The sequence below is a fragment of the Mesorhizobium sp. YR577 genome (genome assembly GCF_900116595.1).
In the GTDB taxonomy this organism is placed as follows: Bacteria; Pseudomonadota; Alphaproteobacteria; order Rhizobiales; family Rhizobiaceae; genus Mesorhizobium_M.
In genome coordinates, this window is sequence record NZ_FPBI01000003.1 from 209683 (window position 1) to 225260 (window position 15578).

Consider the following 15578-nt stretch of genomic DNA (forward strand, 5'->3'; position numbering starts at 1 on the left):
GGGGTTAGGGGTGGGGGTGTTACTTGGCACGGTCGGCTATCACCAAATACTACTCGGAGACATCATGAAGCTTGAAATGGTCCAGGTGGACGCCTTCACCGACACGGTGTTTTCCGGCAATTCGGCTGCCGTCGTGTTTCTCGACGACTGGTTGCCCGATGCGGTGCTGCAAGGGATCGCGCTGGAAAACAACCTGGCCGAAACGGCATTCCTGAAGCCACGCGACGACCAGTGGGATATCCGCTGGTTCACGCCGACCGACGAAGTGCCCTTTTGCGGCCATGCCACGCTCGCCTCGGCCTGCGCCCTGCATCGGCGCAAGGGCATCGAGCGTCCTATGCGCTTTTCTACGCGCCAAGTCGGTGACATCGTGGTGACGCCCGAAGGCGGCGGCTATCGCATGGACATTCCGCGCTTCGATCCGGATTTCGACATTCCCGAAGATGCCCTCGTCAACAGCCTGCGCGGCGATGTGTGGGTCAACACCTTCCGCAATCAGGAAAATTTCTTCGCCGAACTGAAGTCGGAGGCGGATGTGCTCGCCTACCAGCCTGATCTGCCGGTGATCGCCAAACTCGGCTCCTTCGGCTTCTGCGTTACCGCGCGCGGCACCGCGAGCGATTTCGTTTCGCGCTATTTCGCACCTGGCGCCGGCATCCCCGAAGACCCGGTGACCGGCTCGACCCATGCGACGCTCGCGCCCTATTGGGCGGAAAAACTCGGCAAGACGCACCTCACCGCAAGGCAGCTTTCCGCACGCGGCGGAGTTCTTGCCTGCGAGGTCGCACCGGGGCGCGTCTATCTGACGGGCGATGCCGTGATCTTCATGGACGCGCAGATCGACATTTCCCAGGCCTGATTCAACCCGGCAAAACATCTCGGGATGCCCGCTTTGCAGGCAGCTGCACGGCTGGCGGGCAGTGCCGATTTTCTGCCTGTGGACCGCGACGGCTTGCCACGCGGTCAAGGCTGGACAGGTCTCGATCAATCGGTATTTTGTGCACCGCACAATGGCCTTTGAGTCCCCTTTTCCTCCCAAAAGGCGCGGGCTCGCTATCAACAAGGAGCACAGTCATGATCGGGAAGAAAGTTCCTTCCGTCACCTTCCGCACCCGCGTCCGCGACGAATCCGTCGGCGGTCCGAATCCCTTCCGCTGGGAAGACAAGGCCTCGTCCGACTATTTCGATGGCAAGCGCGTCGTTCTCTTCTCGCTGCCGGGCGCCTTCACGCCGACCTGCTCGACCTACCAGCTTCCCGACTTCGAGAAGCTGCATGGCGAATTCCAGGCGCAGGGCATCGACGCAATCTACTGCATCTCGGTCAACGACGCCTTCGTCATGAACGCCTGGGGCAAGTCGCAGAACCTCGAAAACGTCAAGCTCATCCCGGACGGCTCGGGCGAATTCACCCGCAAGATGGGCATGCTGGTTGCCAAGGACAATCTCGGCTTCGGCATGCGCTCCTGGCGTTATGCCGCCGTCATCAACAACGGCCGCATCGAAACGTGGTTCGAGGAAGAAGGCTTCTCCGACAACTGCGACACCGATCCTTACGGCCTGTCCTCGCCGCAGAACATTCTCGAAGCGCTCAAGGCCGACGACGTGGCCGAAGCCGCCTGAGCCTGACGGCAGCGAGCTCGAATATGATCAGCCCCGGCAGCGTCCGCGCGCCGGGGCTTTTTGTTGCCGGTAGCAAAGCGGTGCTCTAGGCTGCCTCCAACCGATATCGCTTCAGACGACAGGCTCATGAATCCAGACACACACACCGTCGCGGAAGTTTTTCCCCATATCCGCATCATCATGGGCATGGTCATCGGCCTCGGCGTGACCCGTCTGCTGTCGGGGGTGGCGCGCATCGTCCAGCATCCGCGCGGCTACCAGCTCTACCCCGTGCATCTCGCCTGGGTGGCGATGCTGCTGTTAATGCTGATCCATTTCTGGTGGTGGGAATTCGGCCTGTTCCAGATCCAGCACTGGACCTTCGGCAAATACCTCTTCCTCATCGGCTATGCCGTCATTCTCTTTCTCATGTGCGCGCTGCTGTTTCCCGACAGCATGCTCGACTACAAGAGCTACGAGGATTTCTTCATTTCGCGGCGCGCCTGGTTCTTCGGCCTGCTGGCCTCGACCTATCTGCTCGATGTCATCGACACATTGCTAAAGGGGCAGGAACATTTCGCGCGTTTCGGCAACGAATATATGATCCGAACGCCGATTTTCTTCGCGCTATCCATCATCGCCATCTTCACGACGAACCGGACGTTTCATATGCTGTTTGTGGCTGCCGCATTGATCTATCAGGCGTCGTGGATTCTGCGCCTGTTCGACGACATCGTGTGATCTGGCAGGCGACCGACAATCGAGTTCAAAAGGGCATTCTGCGCATGTACAAAGCCGTCGGTTCGCGCGGGTCGCGGGTCAGCCGCGTCCTCTGGATGCTGGAGGAACTCGGGCAGCCTTACGAATTCGTCGAGGTCGCCCTGCGCTCGCCCGAAGCCTATGCGCTGAACCCGTCGGGCAAGGTGCCGGTGCTGATCGACGATGATCTGGTGGTGACTGATTCGGCGGCGATCTGCGTCTATCTCGGTGACAAGCATGCGGATAAAGGCATGGGCGCAAATCCCGGCGTCACTGGGCGCGCCGAGATGGATTCCTGGATGCATTTCGCACAGTCCGAACTCGAAGCGCCGCTGTGGAACAAGCTGCGCCACCGTTTTTTGCTCCCCAAGGACGTGCGGGTGGATGTCGGGCCAGCGGCCGCCCATGATTTCGCCTGCGAGATCGAAGCGCTCGACCGTCGCCTCACCGGCAGGGAATTCGCTTTGGGCGATCGTTTCAGCGCCGTCGACGTGCTGCTTGGCGATATCGGCGGGTGGGCGCGCGGCGGCAAGTTCAAGATCGCATCCGACACCGTCAACGCCTATTTCGACCGCGTCCTGTCACGGCCCGCCCGAGCGCGCGCCGACGCCAATGGAGGATCATTCCGATGAAGCTCGACATCCGCACCGACTTCACCAAGCTGCCGCGCGCCGTCTCGGTTCTTGCCGCCGGCGAGGCGTCGGGAGAGCCGTTTGGCAGCGCCGCGCTCGCCCATGACGAACGGCATCTGCGCCGCAGGGTCATCGAACTTACGGGTGGCGACAAGATGCTGGTCGACCTGCCTATGCCAATCGCGCTCGGCGACCGCGACCGCCTGGTGCTGGAAGACGGACGCCAGATCGAAATCATCGCTGCCGATGAGCCGCTCTACGACATCCGCGCCCGCGACGCAGTACATCTGTCTGAGCTTGCCTGGCACATCGGCAACCGTCATCTGGCCGCCGGCATCGAGGCCGCCCGCATCCTCATCCTGCGCGACCATGTCATCAAGGCGATGCTGGAAGGGCTGGGCGCGACGGTGACGGATGTCTCCGAACCCTTCAAGCCGGTGCGCGGTGCCTATGCGGGCGAGGCCGGCCATGGCCATTCGCACGGCCACGATCATGCCCATGATCACGATCACCATCATCATGACGGGCATCATCACCATCATGACTGAGCAGCCGCGACAGATGGCGCTGCTGCGCCTGATGACATGGCTTTCGCCGGCCTTTCCGGTCGGCGGCTTTTCCTACAGCCACGGGCTGGAGCAGGCGGTTCATGCCGGGCTGGTCCCCAACCGCGAGACGCTGCTCGACTGGCTGTCGCAACTGATGGAAATCGGTTCCGGCTGGAACGATGCCGTGCTTTTCGCCGAAAGCTGGCGGCGAGCGCGCAACGGCGGTGATCTTGCGGAACTGGCCGAACTCGCCGAAGCTCTGGCCGGCTCGCAGGAACGGCACATGGAGACCATGCTGCAGGGCCAGGCCTTCGTCTCCGCCGCCAAATCATGGCCGCATCCGCTTCTGGAAACCCTGCCGGAAAATTCTCCTTACTGCGTCGCCGTCGGCGCGGTTGCCGGCGCGCACGGCATACCGCTCGAAGACGCGCTTGGCGCATGGCTGCAAACCTTTGCGTCCAATCTCGTCCAGGCGTCGATCCGCCTCGGCGTCACCGGGCAGAGCGGGGGTGTCGAGATTATCGCCGCGCTTGAAGCGCTGACCACCGCGACCGCCACACGCGCCAAAAATTCGACGCTGGACGATCTTGGCACGGCCACGCTTCTGTCCGACGTCATGGCCATGCGGCACGAAACCATGCATTCGCGGCTGTTCCGCTCCTGAAAGGATTTTGTCCCATGAAATCGCAAAACGGCCCGCTTCGCATCGGCATTGGCGGCCCGGTCGGCTCCGGAAAAACGACGCTGACGGAAAAGCTGTGCAAGGCGCTGCGCGACCACTATTCCATCGCGGTCGTCACCAACGACATCTACACGCGTGAGGACGCGATGATGCTGGCGCGGCTACAGGCCCTGCCGGAAGAACGCATCATCGGCGTCGAGACCGGCGGCTGCCCGCACACTGCGATCCGCGAGGACGCCTCGATCAACCTCGCGGCCATCGCCGAGATGAACAAGCGCTTCCCCGACCTCGACATCATCTTCATCGAGTCCGGCGGCGACAATCTGGCGGCGACCTTCTCGCCCGATCTTGCCGATCTCAGCCTCTATGTCATCTCGGTCTGCCAGGGCGGCGACATTCCGCGCAAGGGCGGGCCGGCGATCACCCGATCCGACTTCCTTATCATCAACAAGAGCGATCTGGCGCCTTACGTGAATGTCGATCTCGAGCTGATGGAAGAGGATGCTGCCAAGGCGCGCGGCAAACGGCCATTCGGCTTCACCGACCTGTCGCGCGGCACCGGCTTGCAGACGGTCATCGACTTCATCGTCGAAAATGGCGGGCTTCAAATGGACCAGCAGCGCCGCAGCGCTTGAGGCAGGGCCGGATTCAGGTTGCCGCGCAGGGCGCGTAAAGGCATCCTCAGGCAAAATCAGAAAGGGGAAAGCCATGAGCGTGACGCAACTGACCGCGAAGAGCCGCACCAACCTGCCCTTCTATGAAGAGCGCGTCGATCTTGCCTGCGCCTTCCGCTGGACGGCGCGGCTCAATATGCACGAGGCGGTGGCCAATCATTTCTCGCTGGCCGTCAACGATGACGGCTCGCAGTTCCTGATGAACCCGAACCAGGTTCATTTCTCGCGCATCAAGGCGAGCGACCTTCTGCTGATCGACGCCAACGACCCCGAAACCATGAACGGCCCCGACGCGCCCGACCCGACCGCCTGGGGCCTGCATGGCGCGGTGCATCGCAACTGCGCCCATGCGCGCTGCGTGCTGCATGTGCATTCGATCCATGCCACCGTTCTGGCGTCGCTTGCCGATTCGAAGCTGCCGCCGATCGACCAGAATTCGGCGATGTTTTTCAACCGCCATGTCGTCGACGAGCATTATGGCGGACTGGCCTTCGAGGAAGAGGGCGAGCGCTGCTCGCAGCTTCTGGCCGACCCCAAGGTCAAGGTGATGGTCATGGGCAATCACGGCGTTCTGGTCATCGGCCACAGCGTGGCGGATGCCTTCAACCAGCTCTATTATTTCGAGCGCGCCGCCGAGACCTACATCAAGGCTCTGTGGACCGGGCGGCCGTTGCGGGTGCTTTCAGACGAGATCGCGGAAAAGGCGGCGAGCGAAATGGACGACTATCCCGGCCAGGCCGAGCGCCATCTTGCCGAGCTGAAGGCAATTCTGGACGAGCAGGAACCTGTCTATCGGAGCTGATGGACGCCAGCTCCCGGTGCGTCCTTCGAGGCTCGCTGCGCTCGCACCTCAGGATGAGGAAGGTTGGTGCTGTTTCGGCCTCCAAGTCTGCCGCGTTGGAGGACCAGATGACGGGGCATTTACCCTCTCATCCTGAGGAGCAAGCACGAACCTCCCTCATCCTGAGGTGCGAGCCCGCGGGGCTATGAAGTGTGCACGGTAAACGCCAATGGGCGAGCCTCGAAGGGCGCACCAACAAAGCCAATCCTCGGAGACAATCAATCCAGGCCGAGATGGCCGCGCAGTTCTTCCGCGCTGGCGACATAGATCGCGCCGGGCGGCGCTTCGGCCGGCTGCTGCGGCCAGAACAGAGTGCGCATGCCGGCGGCGACGCCGGCGGATGCACCGGTCCAGCTGTCTTCGACCACGCAAGCCCCTGACGGATCGACCTCGGCCAGCCATGCGGCGCGCAGGAAGGGCTCGGGATCTGGCTTGCCCAGCCGCACATCGTTGCGGGTGACCGTCTTCATGCCCGGCCGGTCGATGCCGATGACGCGCATATTGGCCTCGACAACCAGCCGGTCGGAATTCGACACCACCGCCTGCTGCGTGCCTTGCGCGCGCAGGTCGCGGAAGACCTCGACGGCCCCGGGGCGCGGCTTCAGGGTGCCGACATGCTCCATGTAATAGACATATTTGCGCACGATCCAGTCGTCGAAGGCGAGCTTCAGCCCGAACTCATCATGCAGCATCTCGTAGACCGGGAAGGCGGCGATGCCGAGCACGCGGTCATGCAGGTCGGCCGGCGGCGTGATGCCGAGGCTCTTCAGGACGGCGACCAACGCCTGCTCGTGCAGCGGTTCACTGTCGATCAGCGTTCCATCCATGTCCCAGAATACGGCTTGCGGCATCATCATAAAAATCCTTCCAAAACGGTCATAGAGCGTTTGCCGCCGGAGATAAACCGGTTGAAGGCGATATCTCCCCGCGGCTCGGCGTCACGGGCACGAACGCGCTGAAACGGCAGAGACCGGCCAACGCCACATGCGAGCAATTGACGCCACCAATAGACAATTGCGCCCGGACAAATTCCCTGCGAAAGTGATCGCTTCGGCCAAGAATGGCCCGGGAGGCACGGCAGGCATCATGAACACCCGGCAGGAAACCGGCGGCGGACGGCTCGACGATGCGGCACGCGCCGGCTGGCTCTATTATGTCGCCGGCAACACGCAGGACCAGATCGCCGGCAAGCTCGGCGTATCACGCCAGACCGCGCAGCGGCTGGTTTCGCTGGCCGTTTCCGAAGGACTGATAAAGGTCCGGGTCGATCATCCCATCGCCAACTGCCTCGATCTCGCGGCCAGGCTGAAGTCACGCTTCGCGCTCGATCTGGTCGAGGTCGTGCCGAGCGATCCGGATTCGACCTCGACGACGATCGGCATCGCCGGTGCTGCGGCCGCCGAAATCGAGAAATGGCTGCGCAAGACCGAGCCCATTGTGATGGCGATCGGAACGGGGCGCACGCTGAAGGCTTCGATCGAGCAATTGCCGCCGATGGAGTGTTCCCAGCACAAGGTGGTGTCGCTGACCGGCAACATTTCGCCGGACGGTTCGGCCGCTTTCTACAACGTCATCTTCACCATGGCCGACCGGATCAAGGCGCGCAGCTTTCCGATGCCGCTGCCGGTCATCGCTTCGTCGCCCGAGGAACGCGAGATGCTGCTCGGCCAGCCGATGATCCAGCCGACCCTGGCTCTTGCTGCGCGCGCCGACGTGACCTTCGTCGGCATCGGCGACCTCGGCCCCAGGGCGCCACTCTATGAAGACGGTTTTATCTCGGAGAGCGAACTGAAAGCCCTGCAGAAGGCGGGCGGCGTCGCCGAGATCGTCGGCTGGGTGTTCGACCGCGACGGCAAGCAGATCGACGGCATCACCAACGACCGCGTCGCCTCCGCACCGCTGCCGTCGCGCGAAAAATCACTCGTCGTGGCGCTCGCCATGGGCGACCGCAAGCTGCCCGGCATATTGGCCGCCGTCACCCGCCGGCTGGTCAACGGGCTGATCACCGACGAGCGCACGGCAGCGGCGCTGCTGGCGGGGTGAACCTGAAATAGCCGCTCAGCCGACTGCGGCTTCTTCCTTGATCTTCCAGCCGGCGACCCAGCGCCTGCGCAACGTCTCGCCTTCGCCGTGGAAAAAATCGTCGAGCAGCGCGCTGTCTTCGACGCGATTGGTGCGGAAGTTGCGGAGGTCCTGCCGCAACTCGCACCAGGCCACGATGTTGGCGACTTCCGAATAATAGATCAGCGCGATCGGCCGGATGATCCTCTCGGTTGCGCGGCCATATTCGTCGCGGTAGCGGATTTCTATCTTCTGCTCATCGCGGATTGCCCGCCTGACCAGCGCGAAATCGACGCCCTCGGGCGGCGGCGCGACCGTGCCCCAGGCGTGGAGGGCATTGCCGGCGAGCGTCTGGCGCAGCGGTGCCGGCATGGCGGCGGCGATCTTCTGGTTCACGCGCTTTGCCGCCTGTTTGAGCTCGACGTCGCCGGTGCGCTCGAGAAGCGCCAGCGCCAGCACGATCGCCTCGGTCTCCTCGATGGAAAACATCAGCGGCGGCAGGTCGAAACCGGGGCGCAGGATGTAGCCGATGCCGCGCCCACCCTCGATCGGCACGCGCATGGCCTGAAGGGCGGCCACGTCGCGGTAGATGGAACGCTGCGTGACCTCAAGCTGCTCAGCGATCTGGGCCGCCGTAACAGGCTTTCGTGCGAGCCTGAGTATCTGGATGATCTCGAATAGACGGGACGCCTTGCGCATGCCGATTTCCTGTCGCGCTTCTCATCGCAACTGACAATACCCTGGCCATTGGCCTTCTGTATACGGCCCGTCATCGACTTGAAAAACAACGATATCCACGCGGGAAGCCGCGGCATGCGGGCGGGGCAACTGACATGACTTACACGGAAAATCTCTGGCTGTTCCTGACGCTGCTTTTCGGCATCATCATCATACCGGGCATGGACATGCTGTTCGTGCTGGCGAACTCGTTGACGCGGGGACGCAATGCCGGGCTTTCGGCAACCGCAGGCATCATGGCCGGCGGTGCGATCCACACGCTGTTCGGCGCCCTTGCCGTCGGCATCCTGACGACGCTGGCGCCTTCGGTGTTCACGGTCATGCTTTTCTTCGGGGCGGGCTATATGGCGTGGATCGGCATAACGCTGATGCGCAGTTCCATTGCCATCGACGCAGTGGGAACCGCTACGGCAAGGTCGCTATGGGTGGCGTTCCGCCAGGGCGCGGTGACCTGCCTGCTCAACCCGAAGGCCTATCTGTTCGTGCTGGCGGTCTATCCGCAATTCCTGAAGCCGCAATATGGCGCGATCTGGTCGCAGGCGCTGGTCATGGGCGTCATGACCGTGCTGATGCAGCTTGGGATCTATGGCGGGCTGGCGCTTGCCGCCGGAAGGAGCCGCGACTTTCTCGTCTCAAGCCCTCAGGCAACCATGCTGGCGGGACGCGCTGCCGGCGTCATCTTCATCGTCGTGGCAGGGCTCACCGCCTGGCACGGCTGGGCGGCGAGCTGAAGGTCAGAGGTTCCTGGGAGGCTGCGCAAGGTGTTACTTGCGTCGGCCGCTCGGGTCGTTGCCGTCGAGGATGCCCATGTCGCGCTTGAGGTGATCAGGCAGGGTCCGGATGTCGAGCGAGGCGGTATGGCTGGTGGTGCGTGGCCAGGAAAACTGCAGGAATGCTCGCAGGAACTGGCTGGACGAATATGCGTGGTTCGACTTGGCGTGAACGTGTGACATGTTGGTCCGGTCTTTCTCGAGACCGCTCCTGTTTGATGCGTCGACCCTTTATTTGCGCCTGAAATGCGCTATTTTCCAATCGAACGTCGATCATCACGCATAAGGTGGCTTTATCCATCATGGCTGCTCAACTTCCGCCGCTCCAGGCGATCCGCGTCTTCGAGGCCGCCGCCCGCCACGCCAGCTTCACCAAGGCTGCGGGCGAGCTTGGCATGACGCAGGCCGCCGTCAGCTACCAGATCAAGCTGCTGGAGGAGCGCGTCGGCGCGCCGCTTTTCCTGCGCAAGCCGCGCCAGGTGACACTCACCGAAGCCGGCCAGCGGTTGGCGCCATCTATCACCGAAGCGTTCGGCATCATCAGCGAAGCCTATGCGGCCGCGCGCACCGGGGCGGAAGGCGTGCTGTGCGTCACCACCATCCTGACCTTCGCCTCAAACTGGCTGGCCCGGCATCTTGGCGCATTCCAGATCGCACATCCCAATCTCGCCGTGCGCCTAGACACCTCGACCCGGCTGATCGATTTCACCCGCGAGGATGTCGACGTCGCCATACGGGCAGGCCCCGGCGACTGGCCGGGGCTTGCCAAGCACTTCCTGTTCAAGGCCGACTTCACCCCCATGCTCAGCCCCAAGCTTGCCGAAAGCATCAGCGGCCTGAAGGAGCCTGCCGACCTCTTGCGCCTGCCGGTGCTCGACCCGGGTGACTACTGGTGGAAGGAGTGGTTCACCGCCGCAGGCCTGCCGACCGACTCGCTGGAATCGCGGCCGCGCAACAGCCTCGGCGCACAGGCTTACGAAGCAAGCGCGGCGATGGCCGGGAACGGTGTCGCCATACTGACGCGCGCCCTGTTCAAGGCGGAACTCGCTGACGGAAGGCTGTTTCAGCCGTTCGATGTGACTGCCTGGGACGGCAACGCCTATTGGCTGGTCTATCCCGAAGCGCGCCGCAACGTGCCCAAGATCCGCGCCTTCCGCGAATGGCTGCTTACCGCGGTGGAAGCCACGCTCGGCAAGCCCGAGCAGTAGACAATCAGGCCTTGCCGGCTCTGGGGATCGCCCAGACATTGACCGGTTCGTCGCGCCCGCGCAGCGTGACGAGGCCATGGTCGACCAGTCCCGACAGCGCGTCGATCCCGTCCTCGCGCCCGACCGCCTTGACGAGCGATGCGCCAACGCAGATGCCGGCCTCCAGTTCGCGGCACAGGGCCTGGAGGCGGCTGGCGACGTTGCAGGTGTCGCCCACCACCGCGATCGACAGGTTGCGCTCGCTGCCGACGGCGCCGAGAACGACGGGGCCGTACTGGCAGCCGATGCCAACCTCTATCGGATCTTCGCCCGCAGCAATGCGCCGGGCGTTCCATTCGTTCATCGAATTCATCATCGCCCATGCGCAGCGCATGGCCCGCGTCGCGTCGGTCTCGGTCGGGCGCGGCACGCCGAACGTCGCCATGATGCAGTCGCCGATATAGTTGTCGACCGTGCCGCCATGATCGAACACGACCTGTTCCATGCGCCGGTGGAATTGCCGCAGCAGTTCGAACACTTCTTCGGCCGGGTGGTCTTCGGAATAATTGGTGAAGCCGACGATATCGGCAAACACCACCGCAACCTCCTGACGCCGGACGGGGCCGAACGGCTCATCGGCCGATGCCAGTTCGTCGACGACATTGGGCGAGAAATGGCGCGCCAGATTTATGCGCGACCGCTCCGCGGCGATGTAGTCGTCAGCCAGCCTTCGGGAGCGCGAAACGACGATCGCCAGTATGCCGGTGATGATCAGGATGAGCACCACATTTGCCGACTGGGCGATGATGTCGACGTAGTTTGGATCCTGGGCAAAATGCAGCCGGTCAACAAGCTCCATGTCGGATCGTATCTTGCTGGCGATATAGGTGCCCGGCCGCGAGATGACCCAGACTATCGCCGCTGTCCAGGACAGTGCCGCCGAAAGGCCGAGCCACAGGGCAAGGCGCGGCGAAAGCGTCAACGCGCCAAGGCTAACGAAGATCAGCAGATAGGCGAATGTGCCCTCGCGCAGATGCATTGCCGGTGGAATTATGTCTGTGCCGAATGGATTCCGGCCGACGATCAGGAAGGTGAGCAGCACGATGTCCAGCGTTCCGATCACCGCGCTTAGCCAGGGTGGGCTCAGCCGCCGTTTCACCAGCCGGTAATTGACCAGGCCGATAATGTAGAAAAGGCCCAGGCTCGAAAGCGTGAAGACGAGAGCCGCACCCCATTTGGCAAAGGCCAGAAAGAACAGGGCGATGGCGACGAGGGCGGCCGAACGCGCCCAGTATTGCAGCCGCGCACCCTCGCGCTCCGCGCGCGCCAGCATGGCCGACAGCCGAAACCGCCGCCGCTTGCTCAGGCTCGTCGCGGCCTGAATCGCCTCAAGCGAAATGGTCGGCACATTTGCCTTCGGCTCTGTCTGACTATCGATCGACGGCAAGAGCGTCATCTTTCCCACCGTTTCAGAAGCAGGCGCGGAACCTATCGAGCGCGGCTGCTTGGCGCCCGCACGGTCCGTTGATTCCTGCCAGTTTTAGCAAAACCCTCGATTACAGGCGTGAAAAACTTTCAACCGTCTTTCCCTCATCGAAACCTGTTCACGCAACTGGCGCCGAATTTGGGGAGCCGGATCGAAACCTGCAAGGGCCCAGAGCATCGGACCGAAAAGTGGAATCCGGTTTTCGGAATAATCCGATGCTCATTCTCAGCGCTGAATCGTTCCCTTGTGCGTCCGAATGGACGCACGGCGATCCAGGTGCTGCGGCGCAGCATCGAAACCGGCTTGACATAAATCACAGTAAGTGAATAATTGCCCACAGCCAAGGCAAATGCTCATCTTGGTTCTAGGGAGGAATATCGATGAAATTGACCACGCTCATTCTGGGCCTGTGTTCGGCCAGCGCGCTTGCGTTCTCCGCCCATGCCGAATCCATCACCATCGCCACCGTCAACAATGGCGACATGGTCCGCATGCAGAAGCTGACGGAAGACTTCACGTCCAAGAACCCCGACATCCAGCTCGAATGGGTCACGCTCGAAGAGAACGTGCTGCGCGAGCGCGTCACCACCGACATCGCCACCAAGGGCGGCCAGTACGACGTCATGACCATCGGCACCTACGAGGTTCCGATCTGGGCCAAGCAGGGCTGGCTCCTGCCGCTCGACAATCTCGGCGCCGACTATGACGCCAAGGACATCATTCCGGCGATCGCCGGCGGCCTGTCGGCCGACGGCAAGCTCTATGCCGCACCCTTCTACGGCGAGAGCTCCTTCGTCATGTACCGCAAGGACCTGATCGAAAAGGCCGGGCTCAAGATGCCCGACGCACCGACATGGGACTTCATCGCCGACGCAGCCCGCAAGATGACCGACCGCGCCAACGACATCAACGGCATCTGCCTGCGCGGCAAGGCCGGCTGGGGCGAGAACATGGCTTTCCTGACCGCCATGTCGAACTCATTCGGCGCGCGCTGGTTCGACGAGAAGTGGCAGCCCCAGTTCGACCAGCCAGAATGGAAGAAGACGCTTCAGTTCTATGTCGACCTGATGAAGGATGCCGGCCCGGCCGGCGCTTCCTCCAACGGCTTCAACGAGAACCTGGCGCTGTTCCAGCAGGGCAAGTGCGGCATGTGGATCGACGCCACGGTCGCCGCCTCCTTCGTCTCGAACCCGAAGGACTCCACCGTTGCCGACAAGGTCGGTTATGCGCTGGCGCCCGATACCGGCCTCGGCAAGCGCGGCAACTGGCTGTGGGCATGGTCGCTCGGCATTCCTGCCGGCACGCAGAAGGCTGCCTCGGCTGAAAAGTTCGTCGCCTGGGCAACCGGCAAGGGCTATCTCGACCTCGTCGCCTCGAAGGAAGGCTGGGCCAACGTTCCCCCGGGAACGCGCACCTCGCTCTATGAGAACCCCGAGTACCAGAAGGCCGCGCCCTTCGCCAAGATGACGCTCGACTCGATCAACTCGGCCGATCCGACCAAGCCGACCGTCAAGCCGGTGCCTTATGTCGGCGTGCAGTTCGTCGCCATTCCTGAATTCCAGGGCCTCGGCACGACGGTGGGCCAGTTGTTCTCGGCAGCACTTGCCGGCCAGTCCAGCGTCGATGACGCGCTTGCCGCCGCACAGACCGCCTCGGTCCGTGAAATGACCCGGGCCGGCTACATCAAATAAGGCATCATTTCGATGCCTTGGGCCGTCCGGTTCCCAGTCCGGGCGGCCCGCCCCAACCCTGTTGGCGTCCGCGTACAGACAGCGTGACTGCCGAGTTCGCCCTGTTTTCCTGTGGGCTACTCAACTCAATCGACCGGCGCGCCAGGCGCCGCCTGTGGTGAAGACAACCGGAACGGTTCTTTCAAACCGAGGGTGAAACCATGGCTACTCAACAAACCCGAACGCTTGCGCGCTTCATGATGGCGCCGTCGGTGATCCTGCTCCTGATCTGGATGGTCGTGCCGCTGGCGATGACGCTGTGGTTCTCGTTCCAGAACTACAATCTGCTCAACCCGGCCAATGTCAGTTTTGCCGGACTGTTCAACTACCAGTTCTTCTACACCGACCCGGCCTTCTTCCAGTCGATCTGGAACACGCTGCTGATCGTCGGCGGCGTTCTGCTGATCACCGTCATCGGCGGTACAGCGCTGGCGCTGCTGCTCGACCAGCCGATGTTCGGCCAGGGCATCGTGCGCATCCTGGTGATCTCGCCCTTCTTCGTCATGCCGCCGGTGGCAGCACTGGTGTGGAAGAACATGATCATGCATCCGGGCTACGGCGTCTTTGCCGGCATCTCGAAATCGCTCGGCCTTCAGCCGGTCGACTGGTTCGCGCAATATCCGCTGTTTTCGATCATCATCATCGTCGCCTGGCAGTGGCTGCCCTTCGCCACGCTGATCCTGCTCACCGCGCTGCAATCGCTGGACGGCGAGCAGAAGGAGGCTGCAGAGATGGACGGCGCCGGCTTCGTCAGCCGCTTCATCCACCTGACGATCCCGCATATGTCGCGGGCGATCACCGTGGTCATCCTGATCCAGACCATCTTCCTGCTTGGCGTCTATGCCGAAATCCTCGTCACCACCAATGGCGGCCCGGGCTACGCATCGACCAACCTGCCCTTCCTGATCTACCGCACCGCGCTCCTCGGCTACGACGTCGGCGGGGCATCGGCGGGCGGCATCATCGCGGTCATCCTCGCCAACATCGTCGCCTTCTTCCTGATGCGCGCCGTTGGCAAGAACCTCGACAAATAGGAGAGACCCATGGCACGCGCAGTTTCGACACAGACCAAGGTCGGATGGACCATCGCCGCCTGGGTGATCGCCCTGCTGATCTTCTTTCCGATCCTCTACACGATCATCACCTCGTTCAAATCCGAGACCGAGGCGATCGCCGGCTTCAAGCTGATCCCGTCGGGAACGCTGGAGAGCTATGCCGAGGTTCAGTCGCAGAGCAACTACTTCAAGTTCTTCATGAACTCGGTGGTGATCTCCGTCGGCTCGACCATCCTCGCCTTGCTCATTGCGATACCGGCGGCCTGGTCGATGGCGTTCTCGCCGACCAAGCGAACCAAGGACATCCTGATGTGGATGCTCTCCACCAAGATGATGCCGGCGGTCGCGGTTCTGGTTCCGATGTATCTGATCTTCCGCGACTGGGGGCTTCTCGATAGCCGCATCGGCCTGACCGTGATGCTGATGCTGATCAACCTGCCGATCGTGGTGTGGATGCTCTACACCTACTTCCGCGAAATTCCCGGCGAAATCCTGGAAGCCGCGCGCATGGATGGCGCCACGCTGTGGGGTGAAATCTTCTATGTGCTGACGCCGATGGCAGTGCCCGGCATTGCCTCGACCATGCTGCTCAACATCATCCTCGCATGGAACGAAGCGTTCTGGACGATCCGCCTGTCGACGACCAACGCAGCACCGCTCACCGCCTTCATCGCCTCGTTCTCCAGCCCGCAAGGGCTGTTCTGGGCCAAGCTTTCGGCAGCCTCGACGCTGGCGATCGCGCCGATCCTGATCATGGGCTGGTTCAGCCAGAAACAGCTGGTCCGCGGCCTGACATTCGGTGCTGTGAAGTAACGA

The 15578-nt window shown here is 62.6% G+C and carries 18 protein-coding genes; 14 read left to right on the plus strand and 4 right to left on the minus strand.

All coding sequences use genetic code 11. The features are described from left to right. Window positions 1-64: 64 nt before the first annotated feature. From BM413_RS06220 to BM413_RS06255, 8 genes are all read left to right on the plus strand, one after another. Complete coding sequence (locus BM413_RS06220) at window positions 65-859, plus strand: PhzF family phenazine biosynthesis protein (RefSeq protein ID WP_091911473.1); 795 nt, start codon at window positions 65-67, stop codon at window positions 857-859. Between the two features lie 215 nt (window positions 860-1074). Beyond that, complete coding sequence (locus tag BM413_RS06225) at window positions 1075-1620, plus strand: peroxiredoxin (protein ID WP_091911474.1); 546 nt, start codon at window positions 1075-1077, stop codon at window positions 1618-1620. 126 nt (window positions 1621-1746) lie between these two features. Then, complete coding sequence (locus BM413_RS06230; RefSeq protein WP_091911476.1) at window positions 1747-2340, plus strand: hypothetical protein; 594 nt, start codon at window positions 1747-1749, stop codon at window positions 2338-2340. A 44-nt stretch (window positions 2341-2384) separates the two neighbouring features. Continuing rightward, on the plus strand, window positions 2385-2990 hold the full coding sequence (locus BM413_RS06235; protein WP_091911746.1) for a glutathione S-transferase family protein: 606 nt from the start codon (window positions 2385-2387) through the stop codon (window positions 2988-2990). Beyond that, window positions 2987-3538, plus strand: coding sequence for an urease accessory protein UreE (locus BM413_RS06240; RefSeq protein ID WP_091911477.1), 552 nt, complete (start codon window positions 2987-2989; stop codon window positions 3536-3538). Before BM413_RS06235 ends, BM413_RS06240 begins: the two co-directional genes overlap by 4 nt. Next, window positions 3489-4202 carry an urease accessory protein UreF gene (locus BM413_RS06245; protein WP_175544264.1) on the plus strand — a complete coding sequence of 238 codons (714 nt, stop codon included), beginning with the start codon at window positions 3489-3491 and terminating at the stop codon, window positions 4200-4202. The genes BM413_RS06240 and BM413_RS06245 overlap by 50 nt, the downstream gene beginning before the upstream one ends. A 14-nt stretch (window positions 4203-4216) precedes the next feature. Further along, window positions 4217-4855 carry an urease accessory protein UreG gene (gene ureG, locus BM413_RS06250; RefSeq protein ID WP_091911479.1) on the plus strand — a complete coding sequence of 213 codons (639 nt, stop codon included), beginning with the start codon at window positions 4217-4219 and terminating at the stop codon, window positions 4853-4855. Between the two features lie 73 nt (window positions 4856-4928). Continuing rightward, window positions 4929-5696 carry a class II aldolase and adducin N-terminal domain-containing protein gene (locus BM413_RS06255; protein ID WP_091911481.1) on the plus strand — a complete coding sequence of 256 codons (768 nt, stop codon included), beginning with the start codon at window positions 4929-4931 and terminating at the stop codon, window positions 5694-5696. 257 nt (window positions 5697-5953) lie between these two features. On the opposite strand, the gene BM413_RS06260 is transcribed toward BM413_RS06255, so the two are convergent. Continuing rightward, entirely contained in the window at window positions 5954-6589 is a 636-nt protein-coding gene (locus BM413_RS06260) for an HAD family hydrolase (RefSeq protein ID WP_091911750.1), read from the minus strand. A 232-nt stretch (window positions 6590-6821) separates the two neighbouring features. On the opposite strand from BM413_RS06260, the gene BM413_RS06265 reads away from it, so the two are divergent. Continuing rightward, window positions 6822-7778, plus strand: a complete 957-nt coding sequence (locus BM413_RS06265) for a sugar-binding transcriptional regulator (protein WP_091911752.1) — start codon at window positions 6822-6824, stop codon at window positions 7776-7778. 15 nt (window positions 7779-7793) lie between these two features. Here BM413_RS06265 and BM413_RS06270 read toward each other — a convergent pair whose 3' ends face one another. Next, window positions 7794-8495, minus strand: a complete 702-nt coding sequence (locus tag BM413_RS06270) for a helix-turn-helix transcriptional regulator (RefSeq protein WP_091911483.1) — start codon at window positions 8493-8495, stop codon at window positions 7794-7796. Between the two features lie 134 nt (window positions 8496-8629). On the opposite strand from BM413_RS06270, the gene BM413_RS06275 reads away from it, so the two are divergent. After that, window positions 8630-9265 carry a LysE family translocator gene (locus BM413_RS06275; protein ID WP_091911485.1) on the plus strand — a complete coding sequence of 212 codons (636 nt, stop codon included), beginning with the start codon at window positions 8630-8632 and terminating at the stop codon, window positions 9263-9265. 33 nt (window positions 9266-9298) lie between these two features. On the opposite strand, the gene BM413_RS06280 is transcribed toward BM413_RS06275, so the two are convergent. Continuing rightward, the gene (locus tag BM413_RS06280) at window positions 9299-9487 is read right to left on the minus strand and encodes a hypothetical protein (RefSeq protein WP_091911487.1); all 189 of its coding nucleotides are present in this window, start codon (window positions 9485-9487) and stop codon (window positions 9299-9301) included. A gap of 119 nt (window positions 9488-9606) precedes the next feature. Between BM413_RS06280 and gcvA the strand changes: the two genes are divergently transcribed. Next, window positions 9607-10512, plus strand: a complete 906-nt coding sequence (gene gcvA, locus BM413_RS06285) for a transcriptional regulator GcvA (RefSeq protein ID WP_091911489.1) — start codon at window positions 9607-9609, stop codon at window positions 10510-10512. Window positions 10513-10516: 4 nt separating this feature from the next. On the opposite strand, the gene BM413_RS06290 is transcribed toward gcvA, so the two are convergent. Further along, the gene (locus BM413_RS06290; RefSeq protein WP_091911491.1) at window positions 10517-11947 is read right to left on the minus strand and encodes an adenylate/guanylate cyclase domain-containing protein; all 1431 of its coding nucleotides are present in this window, start codon (window positions 11945-11947) and stop codon (window positions 10517-10519) included. Between the two features lie 410 nt (window positions 11948-12357). On the opposite strand from BM413_RS06290, the gene BM413_RS06295 reads away from it, so the two are divergent. The 3 genes from BM413_RS06295 to BM413_RS06305 all read left to right on the plus strand — a co-directional run bounded on the left by BM413_RS06295 (window position 12358) and on the right by BM413_RS06305 (window position 15575). After that, window positions 12358-13668, plus strand: a complete 1311-nt coding sequence (locus tag BM413_RS06295) for an ABC transporter substrate-binding protein (RefSeq protein WP_091911493.1) — start codon at window positions 12358-12360, stop codon at window positions 13666-13668. Between the two features lie 200 nt (window positions 13669-13868). Continuing rightward, window positions 13869-14741 carry a carbohydrate ABC transporter permease gene (locus tag BM413_RS06300; protein WP_091911495.1) on the plus strand — a complete coding sequence of 291 codons (873 nt, stop codon included), beginning with the start codon at window positions 13869-13871 and terminating at the stop codon, window positions 14739-14741. Window positions 14742-14750: 9 nt separating this feature from the next. Next, a complete protein-coding gene (locus tag BM413_RS06305; protein WP_091911496.1) occupies window positions 14751-15575 on the plus strand; it encodes a carbohydrate ABC transporter permease in 825 nt (274 codons plus the stop codon). The last annotated feature ends 3 nt before the right edge of the window (window positions 15576-15578 follow it).

Coding starts and splice junctions, on each gene's coding strand:
- BM413_RS06220 (WP_091911473.1), top strand. CDS start 65: ATGAAGCTTGAAATGGTCCAGGTGGACGCCTTCACCGACACGGTGTTT.
- BM413_RS06225 (WP_091911474.1), top strand. CDS start 1,075: ATGATCGGGAAGAAAGTTCCTTCCGTCACCTTCCGCACCCGCGTCCGC.
- BM413_RS06230 (WP_091911476.1), top strand. CDS start 1,747: ATGAATCCAGACACACACACCGTCGCGGAAGTTTTTCCCCATATCCGC.
- BM413_RS06235 (WP_091911746.1), top strand. CDS start 2,385: ATGTACAAAGCCGTCGGTTCGCGCGGGTCGCGGGTCAGCCGCGTCCTC.
- BM413_RS06240 (WP_091911477.1), top strand. CDS start 2,987: ATGAAGCTCGACATCCGCACCGACTTCACCAAGCTGCCGCGCGCCGTC.
- BM413_RS06245 (WP_175544264.1), top strand. CDS start 3,489: ATGATCACGATCACCATCATCATGACGGGCATCATCACCATCATGACT.
- ureG (WP_091911479.1), top strand. CDS start 4,217: ATGAAATCGCAAAACGGCCCGCTTCGCATCGGCATTGGCGGCCCGGTC.
- BM413_RS06255 (WP_091911481.1), top strand. CDS start 4,929: ATGAGCGTGACGCAACTGACCGCGAAGAGCCGCACCAACCTGCCCTTC.
- BM413_RS06260 (WP_091911750.1), bottom strand. CDS start 6,589: ATGATGCCGCAAGCCGTATTCTGGGACATGGATGGAACGCTGATCGAC.
- BM413_RS06265 (WP_091911752.1), top strand. CDS start 6,822: ATGAACACCCGGCAGGAAACCGGCGGCGGACGGCTCGACGATGCGGCA.
- BM413_RS06270 (WP_091911483.1), bottom strand. CDS start 8,495: ATGCGCAAGGCGTCCCGTCTATTCGAGATCATCCAGATACTCAGGCTC.
- BM413_RS06275 (WP_091911485.1), top strand. CDS start 8,630: ATGACTTACACGGAAAATCTCTGGCTGTTCCTGACGCTGCTTTTCGGC.
- BM413_RS06280 (WP_091911487.1), bottom strand. CDS start 9,487: ATGTCACACGTTCACGCCAAGTCGAACCACGCATATTCGTCCAGCCAG.
- gcvA (WP_091911489.1), top strand. CDS start 9,607: ATGGCTGCTCAACTTCCGCCGCTCCAGGCGATCCGCGTCTTCGAGGCC.
- BM413_RS06290 (WP_091911491.1), bottom strand. CDS start 11,947: ATGACGCTCTTGCCGTCGATCGATAGTCAGACAGAGCCGAAGGCAAAT.
- BM413_RS06295 (WP_091911493.1), top strand. CDS start 12,358: ATGAAATTGACCACGCTCATTCTGGGCCTGTGTTCGGCCAGCGCGCTT.
- BM413_RS06300 (WP_091911495.1), top strand. CDS start 13,869: ATGGCTACTCAACAAACCCGAACGCTTGCGCGCTTCATGATGGCGCCG.
- BM413_RS06305 (WP_091911496.1), top strand. CDS start 14,751: ATGGCACGCGCAGTTTCGACACAGACCAAGGTCGGATGGACCATCGCC.